The organism is Permianibacter fluminis (assembly GCF_013179735.1).
Lineage (GTDB): Bacteria > Pseudomonadota > Gammaproteobacteria > Enterobacterales > Permianibacteraceae > Permianibacter > Permianibacter fluminis.
The window spans coordinates 3019381-3035809 of record NZ_JABMEG010000001.1; the positions used below are offsets into that span (position 1 = coordinate 3019381).

15 protein-coding genes are annotated in these 16429 nt (G+C 58.3%); all 15 read left to right on the plus strand.

Translation table 11 applies throughout. The features are described 5' to 3' along the window. Positions 1-4: 4 nt before the first annotated feature. The 15 genes from HPT27_RS13090 to HPT27_RS13160 all read left to right on the plus strand — a co-directional run bounded on the left by HPT27_RS13090 (position 5) and on the right by HPT27_RS13160 (position 16399). Positions 5-538, plus strand: coding sequence for a c-type cytochrome (locus HPT27_RS13090; RefSeq protein WP_172244185.1), 534 nt, complete (start codon positions 5-7; stop codon positions 536-538). 139 nt (positions 539-677) lie between these two features. Further along, complete coding sequence (locus HPT27_RS13095; RefSeq protein WP_172244188.1) at positions 678-1079, plus strand: MerR family transcriptional regulator; 402 nt, start codon at positions 678-680, stop codon at positions 1077-1079. A 148-nt stretch (positions 1080-1227) separates the two neighbouring features. Beyond that, a complete protein-coding gene (locus HPT27_RS13100; protein WP_172244191.1) occupies positions 1228-1887 on the plus strand; it encodes a methyltransferase family protein in 660 nt (219 codons plus the stop codon). A 43-nt stretch (positions 1888-1930) separates the two neighbouring features. Then, entirely contained in the window at positions 1931-4378 is a 2448-nt protein-coding gene (locus tag HPT27_RS13105; protein ID WP_172244194.1) for a heavy metal translocating P-type ATPase, read from the plus strand. A gap of 50 nt (positions 4379-4428) precedes the next feature. Then, complete coding sequence (locus HPT27_RS13110; protein WP_172244197.1) at positions 4429-4647, plus strand: hypothetical protein; 219 nt, start codon at positions 4429-4431, stop codon at positions 4645-4647. Between the two features lie 217 nt (positions 4648-4864). Then, positions 4865-5146: a DUF2933 domain-containing protein gene (locus HPT27_RS13115; protein ID WP_172244200.1), complete on the plus strand. Its 282-nt coding sequence runs from the start codon at positions 4865-4867 to the stop codon at positions 5144-5146. Between the two features lie 77 nt (positions 5147-5223). Further along, positions 5224-6186 (plus strand): HlyD family secretion protein, encoded by a 963-nt coding sequence (locus HPT27_RS13120; RefSeq protein ID WP_172244203.1) that lies wholly within the window; start codon positions 5224-5226, stop codon positions 6184-6186. A gap of 3 nt (positions 6187-6189) precedes the next feature. Further along, positions 6190-7860, plus strand: a complete 1671-nt coding sequence (locus HPT27_RS13125) for an ATP-binding cassette domain-containing protein (protein ID WP_172244206.1) — start codon at positions 6190-6192, stop codon at positions 7858-7860. Next, complete coding sequence (locus HPT27_RS13130; protein ID WP_172244209.1) at positions 7857-8948, plus strand: ABC transporter permease; 1092 nt, start codon at positions 7857-7859, stop codon at positions 8946-8948. The genes HPT27_RS13125 and HPT27_RS13130 overlap by 4 nt, the downstream gene beginning before the upstream one ends. Then, positions 8879-10078: an ABC transporter permease gene (locus HPT27_RS13135; protein ID WP_211197960.1), complete on the plus strand. Its 1200-nt coding sequence runs from the start codon at positions 8879-8881 to the stop codon at positions 10076-10078. Before HPT27_RS13130 ends, HPT27_RS13135 begins: the two co-directional genes overlap by 70 nt. A gap of 39 nt (positions 10079-10117) precedes the next feature. After that, entirely contained in the window at positions 10118-10456 is a 339-nt protein-coding gene (locus HPT27_RS13140) for a hypothetical protein (RefSeq protein WP_172244212.1), read from the plus strand. After that, positions 10446-11960, plus strand: coding sequence for a thymidine phosphorylase family protein (locus HPT27_RS13145; protein ID WP_172244214.1), 1515 nt, complete (start codon positions 10446-10448; stop codon positions 11958-11960). Before HPT27_RS13140 ends, HPT27_RS13145 begins: the two co-directional genes overlap by 11 nt. Then, on the plus strand, positions 11957-12868 hold the full coding sequence (locus tag HPT27_RS13150; RefSeq protein WP_172244216.1) for a ribose-phosphate pyrophosphokinase: 912 nt from the start codon (positions 11957-11959) through the stop codon (positions 12866-12868). Before HPT27_RS13145 ends, HPT27_RS13150 begins: the two co-directional genes overlap by 4 nt. A gap of 122 nt (positions 12869-12990) precedes the next feature. After that, entirely contained in the window at positions 12991-13983 is a 993-nt protein-coding gene (locus HPT27_RS13155; RefSeq protein WP_172244218.1) for an acetate/propionate family kinase, read from the plus strand. After that, positions 13970-16399, plus strand: coding sequence for a phosphoketolase family protein (locus tag HPT27_RS13160; protein WP_172244220.1), 2430 nt, complete (start codon positions 13970-13972; stop codon positions 16397-16399). Before HPT27_RS13155 ends, HPT27_RS13160 begins: the two co-directional genes overlap by 14 nt. Positions 16400-16429: the final 30 nt, after the last annotated feature.

Below are 16429 nucleotides of genomic sequence, written 5' to 3' on the forward strand. Positions count from 1 at the left end.
GAACATGTTAAGAAAAATTCTATTATTGACTGGCTTTCTGGCTTCCTTTACTTCAGCGGCCAATGGTGATGTGACGCTTGGCGCGCAAGTGGTCAACGACAATTGTGGTCGTTGCCATAACGCACGGCCGGCGCAAGAGTTTGATCGCAATGAGTGGTCGGTGATTTTGCCGCATATGCGGGAACGCGCACACCTAACCGGAACGGAAACGGAGGCAGTACTCGCATTCTTTGCACAACTGCAGAGCCGCACCGACCGACCCGATCAGTCCCCGCCAGCCGCAACTACATCAGGCTCTGCCGAGGGGGGGCAAACCATCGCAGCGCAATATGCCTGCCAAGCATGTCACGTGATGAGCGGAGCTGGTGGCTCCCTAGGACCGTCGCTGGACGGCGTCGTGCAGCGAAAGGGAGCAGCTTTCGTCCGCGAAAAGATTCTGAATCCGCAGGCGAGCAATCCAACCTCCGCGATGCCGAGGTTCCCGTTGAGCGATACAGACCTAGATACCTTGGTTCAGTATCTGGCCGAACTGAAATGAAGCGGTTAAGTCGCGCCGAATACGCCTTGACCTGTGTCCAAGACCCAGGTCTAAGCTCGGCGCTCTGTGTGCAATGACTTAAGTGTGCAGACCACGGAGTCAGGGCTTCGACCAGTGGGCACTTTCGGAGGCGGCAACGATGCGTGTGCGTGAGCTGGCAAAGGCGCTCGGCGTCACCGATGACACTGTTCGCTACTACACGCGGATCGGCCTGTTGAAGCCGAGGCGTAGCCACGGCAATGGTTACAAGGACTATCGTGAGGAAGACATGCACCGGTTGCGCTTCGTCCTGGCAGCCAGGGCCCTGGGTTTTTCCGTCGACGATGTTGGTCAGATCTTGGCGGAAGCGGACAAAGGCCAAGCCGCCTGCCCCGTGGTGCGTGATCTGTTCGAACAGCGACTGCAGGAGACGGAACATCGCTTTGAGGAACTCAGCGCCCTGCGCAGCCGAATGCTGCGTGCTGTCATCGGTTGGCGTGCGAAGCCAGACAGGGCGCCAACTGGGGACATGGTCTGTCATCTCATAGAAGAGTGGACGTAACAATGCAAGGCAATTTGATGACAGTCGCACTTTGCGTTTTTTCAAGAAAGCATGGCGAATTGGCGGCCCATCGCTTGATCATGGTCAGCCGAATGCGTCGGCAACGGAGTAACGTAGGGTTAACTGCAGGAACGCGAGGGAGAGGGCAATGGAACACACTTCATCGGCATACGGACTTTGGTCGTTGGTCATTATCAACTCGCTGATCTTCATAATCTTTGCTTTTAGTTTTTACAAACCGAAGAGCAAGCGAGATTGGCGCTCCTTCGGCGCATTCAGTGCATTCCTGGTTGCGCTGTTTACCGAGATGTATGGCTTTCCACTGACCATTTACTTGCTGTCGGGTTGGCTTGGAAGCCAATTCCCCGGTATCGACTTCATGTCGCACGACGCCGGGCACCTTCTGGAAGTGATATTTGGGTGGCGCACCAATCCGCATTTTGGCCCGTTTCATATTGTCAGTAATGTGCTGATTGTCGTTGGTTTCTACCTGCTCGCCAAGGCGTGGGATGTGCTGTACCAGGCACAGCAAACCGGGCAGCTGGCCCGCACCGGCCTCTATGCTCGCATTCGTCACCCGCAGTACGTCGGGTTTGTGGTGATCATGTTTGGCTTTTTACTTCAGTGGCCAACCTTGGTCACCCTGATTATGTTCCCTATCTTGCTGGTGGTGTATTGGCGCTTGGCACTGGCGGAAGAACGTGAGATGGAACAACAGTTTGGGGATGTCTATCGAAATTATGTAGCCAATACTCCGCGCTTTATCCCACACATCAAATCGTGGAACAGATCGCCATCGAAGGGGTGACGGGCCGCGTTGACACCCCTTACGGACACGATAAGGAAACATAATGAGCGAAACAATCGATCCCGTTTGTGGCATGAAAGTGGATCCAGCGACAGCGATTGTCATGGATCACGATGGCCAACGTTACTGGTTCTGTTCGAGCCGTTGCCATGACAGGTTTATGGCAGATCCACAGCGTTATCATAGCAACACCGGCAACGCTCGTTCGATGCAATCAGAGCATGATCATCAGACCGGTCACGCCACACTGAAAGCTACTGTCATTCAGGCGGGCACTGTTACACAGATAGCGCAGGGCCATCATGCCCATACGCCAGCTGGTGACCCAATAGCCGTGTCCAACGCCAGCCAAATCACTGAAAACAAGCCACCTGCACCGCTGCTCGCCAGGCAATGGTCCTGCCCAATGCATCCAGAAATCATTCGGGATGCGCCTGGTCACTGCCCGATTTGCGGCATGGCGATGGAACCGATTCTGCTAAGCCTGGAAGATGAACACAATCCGGAACTGGAAGACTTCACCCGCCGGTTTTGGTACACGTTGCCATTGACTGTAATCGTGGTATTGCTGGCCCTGCTTGACCATCAGATTGCGGACGGCCAGTACCATACGTTGTCGCGCTGGAGCCAGTTCCTACTGTCGGTGCCGGTTATTCTATGGTCCGGCTGGCCATTCTTCTCGCGAGGCTATCAGTCGATTGTTCACCGTAGCCCCAATATGTGGACGCTGATTGGTGTCGGAGTTGCCGCGGCATTTCTTTACAGCATACTGGCCATGCTGATGCCTCAACTATTCCCCGACACATTTCTGGTTGAGGGCCGGGTCGGGATTTATTTTGAAGCGGCCGCCGTCATCGTTTCGCTGACCTTGCTCGGGCAAGTGCTGGAGCTGCGGGCGCGTTCGAAGACCTCAGCTGCGATCAAGGCGCTGCTCGGCTTGCAACCGAAACTGGCACGCCGCATCAGCGACAATGGTACCGAAGAAGATATACCACTCGGCCATGTCCATGTCGGCGATCGCTTGCGGGTGCGGCCCGGCGAAAAAGTACCAGTCGATGGTGCGGTGCTCGAAGGCAAATCAAGCGTCGATGAATCGATGATCACCGGCGAGCCGATTCCGGTATTCAAAGACGTCGGACAGCGGGTGATTGGTGCCACCCTGAACGGTAGCGGCAGCCTAGTGATTCGCGCCGAAAAAGTCGGCTCAGAAACCATGTTGTCGCAAATCGTCCAGATGGTTGCGCTGGCGCAGCGCTCACGGGCGCCGATGCAACGGTTGGCTGATCAGGTCTCCTACTGGTTTGTGCTCGCGGTGTTCGCGACGGCGCTGCTGACGTTGCTGGTCTGGGGATTCTTCGGGCCGGAACCTGCTTGGGTGTACGGCATCGTCAACGCGGTGGCTGTGCTGATCATCGCTTGTCCCTGCGCACTGGGTCTGGCGACGCCGATGTCGATCATGGTCGCAACCGGACGTGCCGCAACGCTCGGCATCCTGTTTCGCGACGCCGAAGCGATCGAACGGCTGCGCCATGTCAACACCGTGATTGTCGATAAGACCGGCACGCTGACCGTTGGCAAGCCAAGCTTTGATCGCATCGTCACTGCTGCCGGCGTCGACGAAGCGGTTCTGCTGCGTTTATCAGCGAGTCTGGAGCAGGGCAGCGAGCATCCGCTCGCCGAAGCGATCGTCGCGGAAGCGAAGCGGCGCAATCTCGGTCTTGCAAAAGCGGAGAGTTTTGAGTCAAGTACTGGCATCGGTGTGCGCGGCCGGGTCGAGGGCCACGATCTCGTGCTAGGTAATACCCGCATGTTGACCGATATCGGCGTCGATGCTGGCGCGCTCCAGCGCGAAGCAGAAGCATTGCGCGACACCGGCGCTAGCGTGATGTTCGTCGCCATCGATGGCACGCTCGGCGGACTGATTGCAGTCGCCGATCCAGTCAAGGACTCAACGCCGGAAGCATTGGCCGCGTTGCATGATGCCAATATTGAAGTGGTCATGGCAACCGGCGATGGCCTGACGACCGCCAACGCCGTGGCCAAGCGGCTCGGGATCGACGCCGTCTATGGCGAAGTCAAACCGGCCGACAAGGCCGAGCTGGTGCAGGAACTGAAACGCAAAGGCCGCACGGTCGCAATGGCGGGTGACGGCATCAACGACGCGCCGGCATTGGCCGCCGCCGATGTCGGTATCGCCATGGGTACCGGCACCGATGTCGCCATGACCAGCGCTCAAGTGACGCTGGTGAAAGGCGATCTGCGTGGCATAGCGCGCGCGCAATCGATCTCGCGAACAACGGTGCGCAACATGCGCCAGAACCTAGTGTTCGCTCTGTTGTACAACGCGCTTGGCGTACCGATTGCAGCCGGCTTGCTGTACCCCTGGTTCGGCATTTTGCTGTCGCCAATCATTGCTGCCTTGGCGATGAGTTTAAGTTCGGTGTCGGTGGTCCTCAACGCGTTGCGATTGCGCCGGGCTCGCTTACTCTGAGTCTCGCATAAACAGGCAAGCAAATGGCGACATCAAGAGAGGATTGCAGCATGAAATGGGGTGTTCTGGCAGGCATTTACCTTCTATACGTGCTCGCCGCACTGGCAGTGCTGGCCCATTTTGGGTTGACTGTTACCGGTGTTGTGATTGCCACAACGATGCTGCTGGCGGCTCTTGGCCTTCATCTCTGGCTCGCTCACGATGAACCTAAGCAACGGCAAGGGGGCAGGGAGCCTAGACGGCATGTGCATCGAGGTGATCTGCCATGAGACCGAACATGCTGGCAAGTGGAGTGAATTTTCCGGTACCGAAAGCAGAGCATGGCTTCCGATGCCGATGGCAAGCGTTTTCACGTATGGGAATTGTTTTCAGCTCGACAAGGACACTCCAAGTTGCATTCATCTTTCCATCCAACGCCCTGATCGCGTCGATGCCGTTAGGGTCGAATGGCCGCATCTGCACCCCACCCGCTGAAGGAGCAACCCCATGCGTCGCAATCAACTGATCTGGCTTGGCTTCATCGCCATCGCAGCCTTCTTCCTGCTCAGTGAACATCGCGCCCACGTGTTCGGTTATTTGCCTTACTTGCTTTTGCTGGCGTGTCCGCTGATGCATTTCATGCACGGCGGACATGGTGGACATGGAGGACATGGCGACCCGGACCGCAACCGGGATGATGCCTCCGGGCCGCGAGAGGATCGATCCACTACCGACCGCCATGACCATCACGACCACTCCGCTGGTGCCGGTACCGAACCGCGGAAATAGTGAACCGCGATAGCGATATTGAGCGCTGCAACTGTGTGGAAGAGTAAGTCGCGCCAGCGCGGCTGGGGACAATTGAGATGCGTAAATCTTGGGTAATTGCGTTGGTGAGCTTGTTGGCATTGGCCGCTGCGTCGTACGGCGGCTTTCGCCTGCTGCAAACCGAACAAGTGCCTGATGGCTTTGTCTACGGTAATGGACATGTCGAGGGGATTGAGATTCGGGTCGCCGCGGAGATCCCTGGTCGGGTGGTGGACAGCACCATGATGGAGGGCCAGCTGGTCGAAGCCGGCTCAGTGCTGGCAACACTGGATGTTGTGGCGACGACCGAATCGTGGCGTAGCGCGCAGGCTGTGCGTCGTGCAGCGGCTGATGAACTGGCGGCTTTGCTCCCGCAACTGAAAAATTGGCAGCACCATCTGGAAAACGCAGAGCGCGAGCAAACTCGCCTGAATGAATTGAAAACGCGAGAATTGGCTACCGCCCAGCAACTCGATCAAGCCAGTAATGCGGTAAGCGAAGCCCGTGGCCATGTAGCTCATCTCCGTGCAACTGTCGACAGCGCGAACGCCAAACTGGCGGCTGCAACGGCCCAGGAAGCCCTTGCCATTGATCAGCGCCAGAAAGTCGAAATTCGTGCGCCGAGACGCGGCACCGTATTGATCAAGGCGGTGGAACCCGGCGAGTACGTGCAACCCGGTCAACCGGTCGCGGTTTTGGTGGACATGGATCGACTTGAGCTGCGTATCTTTGTCAGTGAGCGCGATCTCGGCTTCCTAAGATTGGGCAACAATGCTCGCTTGCGCGTGAATGCATTTCCGGACCAGTATCTTGAAGCCACGCTGGCTCGCATTGATCCACAGGCACAATTTACGCCGCGTGATATTCACCTGCCAGATGAGCGGGCACGGACCGTCTATGGCGTGACATTGGCATTGAACAATCCGGATGGGCGACTCAAACCGGGAATGCCTGCCGATGCCTGGATCCGCTGGCAAGACGCGTTGCCCTGGCCGGCAACGCTGATCACGCCGGGCGAATAAGTCATGGAAGCGAACCGCATACAGCTAAGTGGCATCGGCAAGCGCTACGGGGATATCACGGTTCTCTCGGATGTCCACGTAGCGGTTCGGGCTGGAGAGATTCTCGCCGTCGTGGGTCCGGATGGTGCAGGCAAGACTACCTTGATGCAAATTCTCGCCGGCATCCTGAGTCCGAGCACTGGGCAGGGCACGGTGCTCGGTCATGATCTGAATCGCAGTGCAGAGCGTGTTGCAGCCAGTGTTGGCTACATGTCGCAGGGATTTACCCTCTACGATCAGTTGACGGTGCTGGAAAACATCGCGTTTTCCGCCGGTATTCGCGGACTTCCGGACTCCCTCTGGCAACAGCGCGCGGTGCAACTGCTCGACATGGCGGGACTGAGTCGGTTCACGGCGCGGCGCGCGGGCGCACTTTCCGGCGGCATGCGCAAAAAACTTTCGCTGTGTTGCAATCTTATTCACGAGCCTCAACTTCTGATCCTGGACGAACCTGGCTTGGGCGTGGATCCGCTGTCCCGACGGGACCTGTGGCGTATATTGATGGGCTATCGCAGTAGTGGTGTCAGCATTGTGGTGGCCACCTCGTACCTTGATGAAGCCGATGCCTGCGATCACGTACTGCTATTGGCAGAGGGCCGAACGGTCGGCACGGACACACCGGCTGCGCTCAAAGCTCGATGCAATGGTCGCGTGTACGAGTGGCCTTTGGCGCAGCCATCGCCGTTGCCGCTCGACAATTGGCGCAGCCACAAGCAATTGGTCGACCGACATCACGTCGTACTGCGAGAGCGGCCGGTAACCGCGCTGCCCAACGCCGTGCTGCTGGAACCCAGTTTAGAAGATGTATTTGTCGATTTGACCGGAGGCAACCAGCCGAATATTGCAACAGGCGGCATGGGACCAGCGCACTCCACTCGCCATGCCTTAAAAGGCATATCCGTGGTAGCGCTGACCATCCGGTTCGGCGCTTTTACGGCAGTGGATGCGGCGTCAGTGAGCATTGAGCCGGGGAAAATTGTCGCCTTTCTCGGCCCCAACGGAGCCGGCAAGACCACGTTGATCCGTTCCCTGTGTGGGCTGCAAAAACCGAGCTCGGGCCATGCCACCGTCGCCGGATTTGATGTCCGGACTGAGCGACGGGCGCTACGCGCCCATATTGGCTACATGTCCCAGCATTTTTCGCTCTATCCGGATCTCACGGCGCAGGAAAATCTGGACTTCTTTGCCAGCGCTTATGGCATGGACCGACGGGCAGCAACCGCCGCAATTGCCTGGGCATGTGCAGTGACGGAGCTGGTGACCGATGATCACTTTGTTCGCGACATGTCAGGGGCCACCCGCCAACGGCTGGCGCTCGCCTGTAGTCTGTTGCATCGTCCCGCAGTGCTCTTTCTCGATGAGCCCACGTCCGGGGTGGACCCGCAATCACGCTATCGCTTCTGGTCGGTGATTCAGCAGCTGGCCGCAACGGGAGTCACAATCGTCGTCACGACGCACTATCTGGCGGAGGCAGAGTATTGCCATCGCATCTGTCTGATGCACAACGGCCACCTCTTTGCTGATGGCACGCTGCCGCAGCTATGTCAGCGGTTTGGCTTGGCAGCCGACAGCTCGGTAGAAGAGCTCTTTATCGCCGGCATAGCCGCCGAAAATGCCAATCGAGATGCGGCATGAAGACGCAGCGCATTCGCGCGGTCATCGCCAAAGAAAGTCGTGAGCTGGTACGCGATCCCGTTACGATGTGGCTCTGTTTCCTGATGCCGCTTGTCATGCTGTTCTTGTTCGGTTACGCCGTCAATTTGGATGTTGAAGACATCAAACTCGGCGTGCTGGATAACGACCGCACAGCAATGAGCCGAGATCTGATTGATCGATTCACCGCCAGCCACTATTTCCGGTTGATTGAAGATCTGCCAAGCCCCGCTGCTGCTGAGGAGCGGCTACGGCGTGGCACCTTGAGTCTTGTGCTTGTTATCCCACCCGGAACCCAGCGACGTCTGGCACGCAGCGAAACCGCACCGATCCCAATATTGGTCGATGGCAGCTATGCCGCAACCTCGCTGCTGGCCGCTGGCTACGCGGAGACCATTGTCACGAATTATGTGGCTCAGCCTGCGCGCATCGAACCTGTCGTGCGGGTTTGGTACAACCCATCGATGAAGAGTGTCAACTACATCATTCCTGGATTGTATGGCGTGATTCTGATGGCATTCCCGCCGCTTTTGACGGCGCTCGCCATTGCCCGCGAACGAGAGAGCGGCACTATTCAGCAGATCTATGCCTCACCTTTGACCACCTACGAGTTCATGCTTGGCAAGTTGGTGCCGTATGCCATCGTCGCATCGCTGGAGATGGCGCTGGTCGTTGGTCTCGGCTACGCCTGGTTTGATGTTCCGTTTGTTGGCAATCCGTTGGAGCTCCTCGCCGTTGCAGTGCTGTATGTGCTGATTACTGTAGGCATCGGCCTGCTGGTTTCCACACTTGCCAAAACTCAAGTCGCCGCGATGCTCATCGCACTCATTATTGCGCTGATGCCATCTTTTCTGTTTTCAGGCTTCCTGTTTCCTGTGTTCAGCATGCCGATGCTGATCCAGATGTATGCACGAATATTCCCCACCAGCTACTTCATCGATTTCTCTCGTGGTGTTGTGCTCAAGGGAGTAGGGGTCGAGGTGCTCTGGTTCAATGTACTATGGCTGGCAATTTATACCGTGGTGATATTTTTGCTGGCCGCGCGGCTGCTGAAGAAAAAGGTAGCGTGATGGCGACCGCTACCGTACTGGTTGGTTTGCTGAAAAAAGAGTTCGCCCAGTTTTTTCGGGACAAAATCATGATGTTTGTGGTGCTTTGGCTGTACACCGCCGAAATCATACTGTGCCCGTTGGCATTAACCTTTGATGTCAAGCAGTCGCCGCTGGCGATCATCGATCATGACGGCAGCCCTGCGTCACGCGCTTTGATCCAGCACTACACGGCTACCGACGCGTTTACCTTGGTCGGCATGCCTGCCCAGGAGACGACGGCGGAGGCCTGGCTCGATCAGGGGCGGGTGCAAATAGTACTGGTTTTGCCGCGCGGGTTTCACCGGTCATTGCTGCGAGATGAATCGGTGTCATATCAGGTGTTGCTCGATGGCAGCAATGCCAATGTGGCCGCCAATGTCCGTGCATATGTCCACCGCATCAATGCCCGATTCGCCCGCAACAGTGGCTACGTGCGGGCTGAAACCAATGTGCTGATCCGTGACCGGCGACTCGAACCGCGGGTCCGGGTTTGGTACAACCCGGAACAGTCCAGCACCCTGTTCATGGCACTGTCGATGATTGCCTTGGCGGGGATGATGGTCGGCGTTGCGCTGCCTGCGGCGTCCTTGGTACGGGAGAAGGAGCAGGGGACTATCGAGCAGTTGCTGGTCACCCCCATTCATGCGTGGCAATTGTTTCTGGCCAAAACGCTGCCGCCGTTGGTGATGTGCCTACTGGCGATCTTTCCCACCGTGTTTGTCGCGACCCTCCTTTTCGATGTGCCGATGCGTGGCAGCTTCATTTTCTTGCTGGTGGAAAGTGCGGTCTTTCTGGTCAGTGCCATCGCGCTGGGCGTCTGCATCGGCGTCTACAGTCAAACCTTGCAACAATCACTGCTGCTGTCGTTTTTTGGCCTGTTCCCCATTCTGTTCTTGTCCGGCACGGTAACGCCGATCGAGTCGATGCCGACTGCGCTGCAGCATCTGTCACTGCTGAGTCCTTTGCGCTACTACATGGACATGCTGTTAGCCATTTTCTTGAAAGGCGCCGGATGGCGCGAGCTTTGGCCGCAGACCATTGCCTTGCTCGCGCTAGGCGGAAGTCTTTTCACCTTGTCGCTGTGGCAGTTCCGTCGGCGGTATATGTGAGCTCGCTTTCATGTTGATTTTCGAACCCAGGAGAATGTGATGAATCGTTCTGCTTACCCCGACAGCAGCGCCGCGTTGGCGCACCGGACCTTGACGCTCACTGGAGTTGAACGCGGCAATGTCAGCAAGGTGCTGGCTGAGGTTGAAGTGCTCGCCGGTGTCCACGAAGTGACCTTGGCCTTGGGTGACAACCGGATTCACCTGCATGTCAATGAGCGATTCGATGTCGCCGCCTTGCGGCAGATCGTTACGCGACTGGGCGTTTCGCTGACGCCGGACACCACAGAGGCGGCGAGCGTGCAGTCGGCGAAGGCTAGCGGTTCTGATGCGAGATCCTGTTGCGAATCGAAAAACAAGGACGGTCGTCATGGAGCATGACAACAGCAACCAATTGCGGGTCCGTCGAATGGGTATAGACACCCACCAGCAGGCTATTGCCTTCATGTCTCGCGATTGTCATGTGTGCCGTTCGGAAGGCTTCAACGCTTTGTCGCGTATTGCACTGCGAAACGGACAGCTGGAAATCATCGCGGATCTGGACATCGTTGAAGGCGATGGCTTGCCGCATGGAGCGGTGGGATTGTCGGAAGCCGCCTGGAAATTGCTGAAGGCTGAGGACGGCGATTTTGTCCATGTGTCACATCCTGCACCGCTGACCTCTCTCGGTTCAGTTCGAGCCAAGTTGCACGGCCAAGCGCTTGATGAAGCTGCCTATCAAGCGATTCTGGTCGACATTGTTGCGGGGCGCTACAGCGACGTCCATTTGACGGCATTCATCGCGGCCTGCGCTGGCAAACCGATGACCGTCGCGGAAATAGGCGGTCTGACCTCGGCGATGGTGACGGTAGGCCAGCGATTGGAGTGGGGCAGCGCAGTTGTGCTCGACAAGCACTGTGTCGGCGGTTTGCCGGGCAACCGGACCACGCCGCTGGTGGTGGCGATCATCGCGGCAAACGGGCTGCTGATCCCGAAAACGTCCTCGCGCGCGATCACATCACCGGCCGGTACCGCCGATACGATGGAGGTGCTTGCACCCGTCAACCTGACGTTGGCGCAGATGCGCGCGGTGGTTGAACGAGAGGGCGGTTGTGTGGTCTGGGGCGGTGCCGTCAGCTTGAGTCCAGCGGACGACATTCTGATCCGGATCGAACGTGTTCTCGACATCGACAGCGAAGCACAACTGGTTGCGTCCGTGCTGTCAAAGAAAGTGGCAGCCGGCGCCAGCCATGTGCTGATCGATATTCCGGTGGGGCCCACCGCCAAACTGCGTGATGCCAGTGCGGCCCAACAATTGGCCGCGCTGTTGCACAGCGTGGGCGACAGGGTCGGACTCACAGTACAAACCCATCTATCTGACGGCACACAACCGGTCGGTCGTGGTATCGGTCCGGCACTGGAAGCGCACGACATCTTGGCAGTATTGCAGGGCCGTGCCGACGCGCCGCGGGATCTGCGTGAGCGGGCAGTGCAACTGGCGGGAAAGTTACTGGAACTAGCGGGAACGCCAACGGGTCAGGGCTATGCATTGGCGTGCGCTACGCTCGACTCTGGCGCCGCCTGGCACAAATTCCTGGCGATTTGCGACGCCCAGGGAGGACTGCGTCAACCACCGGTAGCACCACAGCAGTATCCCGTCGTGTCGGAACGTGCTGGCCTCGTGTGCAGCATCGACAACCGGGTTCTCGCCCGCATCGCCAAACTGGCGGGTGCTCCTGGTGCCGCCGCGGCCGGTATCACCCTTCACGTTCGGCTTGGCGATCAGGTCACCCCAGCTCAGCCGCTTTTCACGGTCCACGCCGAAACCCGCGGCGAACTCGCCTACGCACTCGATTACTACCGTCAGCATACCGATGTCATTCAAATCAGTGAGGAGCGGCCATGACGACACCACTTTTGTTCACATTGGATGGCAATACCCAGCTGCAGCAAGGATTGCAAACGTTGTTGCATGTTGAGCGTGGGGATTGCCTGGTCCGGCATTTTCCAGATGGTGAAAGCTATGTTCGGGTCCTGAGCGATTGCCGCGCCCGCGATGTCATCGTGTTGTGCAGTTTGTCGCAACCCGATCAGCGTGCACTACCACTGTTCTTTATGACCGATACGTTGCGGGAGCTGGGCGCACGGTCGGTGGGTTTGGTGGCCCCGTATCTTGGCTACATGCGGCAAGACACCCGCTTTCACCCGGGCGAAGCGATCAGTTCACAGTTGTTTGCCCGCTATCTAAGCCAGCACATTGACTGGCTGGTGACGGTCGATCCGCACCTGCATCGCTATCACGCGCTCAACGAGATCTATTCCGTCCCGCACCACCTAGTGCATGCGGCGCCGCTACTGGCGACCTATATCGCACAATCGGTTAGCCGACCGCTGCTGATTGGTCCTGACAGCGAAAGCGAGCAGTGGGTGGCCGCCGTCGCGACAGCGGCTGATGCGCCGTTTCAGGTGTTGCACAAGACTCGTCACGGTGACCGCGACGTCAGCGTTTCGGTGCCCGACACGGAGCGCTGGCGTGCTCACACTCCGGTACTGGTGGACGACATTATCTCAACCGGCCATACCTTGATCGAAACCATTGGTCATCTCAAGACCGCCGGACTTCGCGCTCCCGTGTGCATGGCCGTGCACGGCATCTTTGCCGACGATGCGCAGGCCCGTCTGCTCGCGGCTGGCGTCGAGCGAGTAGTGACCTGCAACAGCATCGCCCATGCCACCAATGCAATAGATTTGGGACCGCTACTCGCCGACGCCGTAAAGAATCTTTTGCCCTCTGCCAGCGACAGTTTGCTGTGACCACGATTCTGGTTGTGAACAGTGGCAGCCGAAGTGTTCGGTTGGCGGCTTATCGTCTCGATGTTGGACGAATCAGCGTCATTGCGCGGGCGCATGTTGATGACCAACACAACGAGCAACCTGTGAACGCCGTGTTGGAACAATTTCCGACGCCTGACATTGTTGCGCATCGGTTGGTTCATGGTGGTGACTGGCTGACGGGTCCGCGCTGGTATCGTCCCGAACAACAAGCACAGCTTGATGCGCTGGATGCCCTGGCGCCACTGCACAACCCCAAAGCGCGCCAGTGGCTTGGCCACACCCAACAGCGTTGGCCTGCGGCGCAGCAAGCATTGGTCCCGGACACCGGTTTCTTTCATCAGTTGCCTGCGGTGGCGAAACAGTTGCCATTGCCAAGGGCGATCACCGAACGTTTTCAGTTGCGCCGGTATGGTTTTCACGGCTTGGCACATCAGGCGCTGTGGCGAGCGCTGCAAGACGCAAGCCCCGATCTGGCTGCTGGCCGTGTGATCACGCTGCAGCTTGGCGGTGGCTGTTCGGCGGCAGCGCTGCGCGCCGGTGTGCCGCTCGATACCTCAATGGGTTTCACGCCGCTGGCAGGGTTGATGATGAGCACCCGCCCCGGCGATCTTGACCCCGGGGTGATCCTGCAGCTGCTTACTGAGCTCTCCATCGCAGAAGTCAGCACTTTACTGAACCAGCAATCGGGACTACTCGGGGTGTCGGGGTTGTCAGCGGATATGCGGAATCTGTTGGCCAGTGGCAGCGCCGAGGCGGCCTTTGCCATTGAGTCCTTTTGTTACCGCGTTCGTCACTATCTGGGGGCCTACGCTGCCGTACTCGGCGGTGTCGACGCCATCGTGTTTGGCGGCGGGATAGGTCTCAATAGTGCTGCCATCCGGGAACGGATCCTGGTGCCGATGACATGGCTCGGTGTTGATTTTGATCCCATCGCGAATGGGGTAGAAGAACGCTCCGTTGGCAACCGCAGCTGCATCACACGCCCCGGCAGTAAGGTCGCCGCTTTTGCCATGGCAGCCGACGAGGAACAACTCTTAGTCGAACACGTGCTGCAATTGCAACCAGAACAGGATTCTTCCCATGGACCAGCATGAGCAACACTACATCAGCAGCCGCGCCCGTCACTACCGCGAACACGACCCGGCGTTCGCCGCATGGGCGGCCGGCTACGGCGTCATTTCTCACCAAGATGAAACGCAGGTCCGCATCTTTGATTTTGCCACCGAGCTAGAGCAGCGCGGTATGGTGCCGAGTCGTAGAACTGTTTTCGACACCCTTGCTGCCGCTGATCGGCTCGTCTCGATGGCGATGTGGCTGGTCGTGCATATGACCTATGCCAAACATGTCCGTCTTGACGGCACAGCGCTGGTTGAAAGTGAGTTCAAACCGGATCCGCAAGGCCATGTTGGCGGCTCGCTGAACATGGTGCCCGCCTATTGTGGCTATTTGGCCTGCAATGCTCTCACCGGTGTGACGCGCGGCTGGTTGATGGGGCAGGGACACTGCGTTGCGGCTATCGATGCCTGCAATGTGCTGGTCGGCAACATGACATCCGAACACGCGGCCCGTTACGGCGTCGATGAACGCGGGCTGACCCGGCTGGTACAGGACTTTTACGCTTATGCGGTCACGACTGATGGGCACCCCGCGTCCGCACTCGGTAGTCACGTCAACGCACACACCGCTGGCGGCATCAGCGAAGGCGGCTACCTGGGTTTTGCCGAACTGCAGTATGTGCACATGCCGCTGCCGGGCGAGCGTCTGGTGGCTTTTCTCAGTGACGGCGCCTTCGAGGAACAACGCGGCAGCGACTGGGCGCCCCGCTGGTGGCGTGCTGAAGACAGCGGCATGGTGGTGCCGATCATGATTGCCAATGGCCGACGCATTGAGCAGCGCTCAACCATGGCGCAGCAAGGCGGCACTCACTGGTTCGCTCGCCACTTGAAATTGAATGGTTTCGATCCCGTCATCATTGATGGTACCGATCCGGCGGCGTTTGTCTGGGCGATCTGGGAAATGGAAGAGCGCTTGACAGCTTGCGCCGACGCGCTGCGCGCTGGCCACGGCCATTATCCGGTTCCACTACACTATGCCATTGCGGAGGCACCAAAAGGTTTTGGTTTTCCTGGTGCTGGCAGCAATCGCGCGCACAACCTGCCACTGGCTGGCAATCCCTCTCAAGACGCCAACGCGCGCGCTGAATTCAACGCCGGTGCGGCCGCGCTTCATGTGCCAGCCAAGAATTGGCCCGAGATCTTACGTTGTTTCGATAATCACGTCGCACAGCGCCGTCTTCGCGAACGCGATCACGCCTTGGTCAGGCAACATGTCGCTCCGTTACATGCGACAACACCCGCATGGTTTGAGCGCGACACAGTGGGTTCGGCCATGGCGGCACTGGACGGTATATTTTGCGATTTGGTCAAGGCCAACCCAAGCCATCGCGTTCGGGTCGGCAATCCCGATGAGCTGGCCAGCAACCGCATGACTAACACGCTATGGCAGTGCCGACATCGCGTCTATTCTCCGGAACCGGGGTTACCTGAAGCCATCGATGGCCAAATCATCACGGCCCTCAACGAGGAGGCCGTTGCGTGCGCGGCGCTAGCCAATAAAGGCGGACTGAATCTGGTCGTCAGTTACGAAGCGTTTGCCGTCAAGATGCTGGGCGCCATGCGTCAGGAACTGCTGTTTGCCCGCCATCAGAAACACGTCGGACGGACGCCAGCTTGGCTCAGCATTCCGTTTTTACTGACCTCTCATACCTGGGAGAACGGCAAGAACGAGCAGTCGCATCAAGATCCGACATTGTGTGAAGCACTGCTCGGCGAAATGTCGGATACCGCGATCGTGCGGTTTCCTGCCGATGCCAACACTGCCATGGCATGTCTCGTTGATTGTTATCAACGTCGGGCCGAGCTGCATGCGCTGGTCGTGGCAAAAAGCGAGCTGCAGGTCTTGTTCAGTGCCGAGCAAGCGATGCAACTGATAGACGAAGGCGCCCTTCTGGTCAAAGGGCCATCGCAGGCAGGTATTCAGTTGATTGCTGTTGGCGCGTTGCAGCTGCAGGAATGCCTGAAGGCCGCTCGCCGACTGGAGGCGGTGGGCGTTGAAGCCGCTGTCATATACCTATTGGAGCCGGGCCGTTTTCGGGGTGGCCGCGATGCTCGCGAAGCAGCCTATCAATCGGCGAGCCTCGGCCCGCTGTTCTCAGCACCGGTGTCAGCGCGGGTCATCGTCAGTCATACGAGGCCGGAACCTTTGCTGGGAGTACTCCGCCCGCTCGATACCGGGTCAAGCACGCGTTGTCTCGGTTATCTCAACCAGGGCGGCACGCTCAACAGCGCTGGTTTGCTTTTTGCCAATCGCTGCACATGGCTGCATGTCCTGATGGCCGTAGCGAGCTGTCTGAACAGGGACACCAACGAGTGGCTACAACCGGACGAGCACGCCATTCTGTCGGGCGATGGCGACATCTTGTCATTGGTTATGGCCGGGCCATGCCCGTGAATTCAGAGGTCTCGACACACTGTCGAGGCT

What these genes read in the sequence shown, in the direction of transcription:
- HPT27_RS13160 (WP_172244220.1), top strand. Translation starts at nt 13,970, where the DNA reads ATGGACCAGCATGAGCAACACTACATCAGCAGCCGCGCCCGTCACTAC.
- HPT27_RS13105 (WP_172244194.1), top strand. Translation starts at nt 1,931, where the DNA reads ATGAGCGAAACAATCGATCCCGTTTGTGGCATGAAAGTGGATCCAGCG.
- HPT27_RS13110 (WP_172244197.1), top strand. Translation starts at nt 4,429, where the DNA reads ATGAAATGGGGTGTTCTGGCAGGCATTTACCTTCTATACGTGCTCGCC.
- HPT27_RS13150 (WP_172244216.1), top strand. Translation starts at nt 11,957, where the DNA reads ATGACGACACCACTTTTGTTCACATTGGATGGCAATACCCAGCTGCAG.
- HPT27_RS13140 (WP_172244212.1), top strand. Translation starts at nt 10,118, where the DNA reads ATGAATCGTTCTGCTTACCCCGACAGCAGCGCCGCGTTGGCGCACCGG.
- HPT27_RS13135 (WP_211197960.1), top strand. Translation starts at nt 8,879, where the DNA reads ATGGCTGGCAATTTATACCGTGGTGATATTTTTGCTGGCCGCGCGGCT.
- HPT27_RS13115 (WP_172244200.1), top strand. Translation starts at nt 4,865, where the DNA reads ATGCGTCGCAATCAACTGATCTGGCTTGGCTTCATCGCCATCGCAGCC.
- HPT27_RS13120 (WP_172244203.1), top strand. Translation starts at nt 5,224, where the DNA reads ATGCGTAAATCTTGGGTAATTGCGTTGGTGAGCTTGTTGGCATTGGCC.
- HPT27_RS13100 (WP_172244191.1), top strand. Translation starts at nt 1,228, where the DNA reads ATGGAACACACTTCATCGGCATACGGACTTTGGTCGTTGGTCATTATC.
- HPT27_RS13145 (WP_172244214.1), top strand. Translation starts at nt 10,446, where the DNA reads ATGGAGCATGACAACAGCAACCAATTGCGGGTCCGTCGAATGGGTATA.
- HPT27_RS13125 (WP_172244206.1), top strand. Translation starts at nt 6,190, where the DNA reads ATGGAAGCGAACCGCATACAGCTAAGTGGCATCGGCAAGCGCTACGGG.
- HPT27_RS13095 (WP_172244188.1), top strand. Translation starts at nt 678, where the DNA reads ATGCGTGTGCGTGAGCTGGCAAAGGCGCTCGGCGTCACCGATGACACT.
- HPT27_RS13090 (WP_172244185.1), top strand. Translation starts at nt 5, where the DNA reads ATGTTAAGAAAAATTCTATTATTGACTGGCTTTCTGGCTTCCTTTACT.
- HPT27_RS13130 (WP_172244209.1), top strand. Translation starts at nt 7,857, where the DNA reads ATGAAGACGCAGCGCATTCGCGCGGTCATCGCCAAAGAAAGTCGTGAG.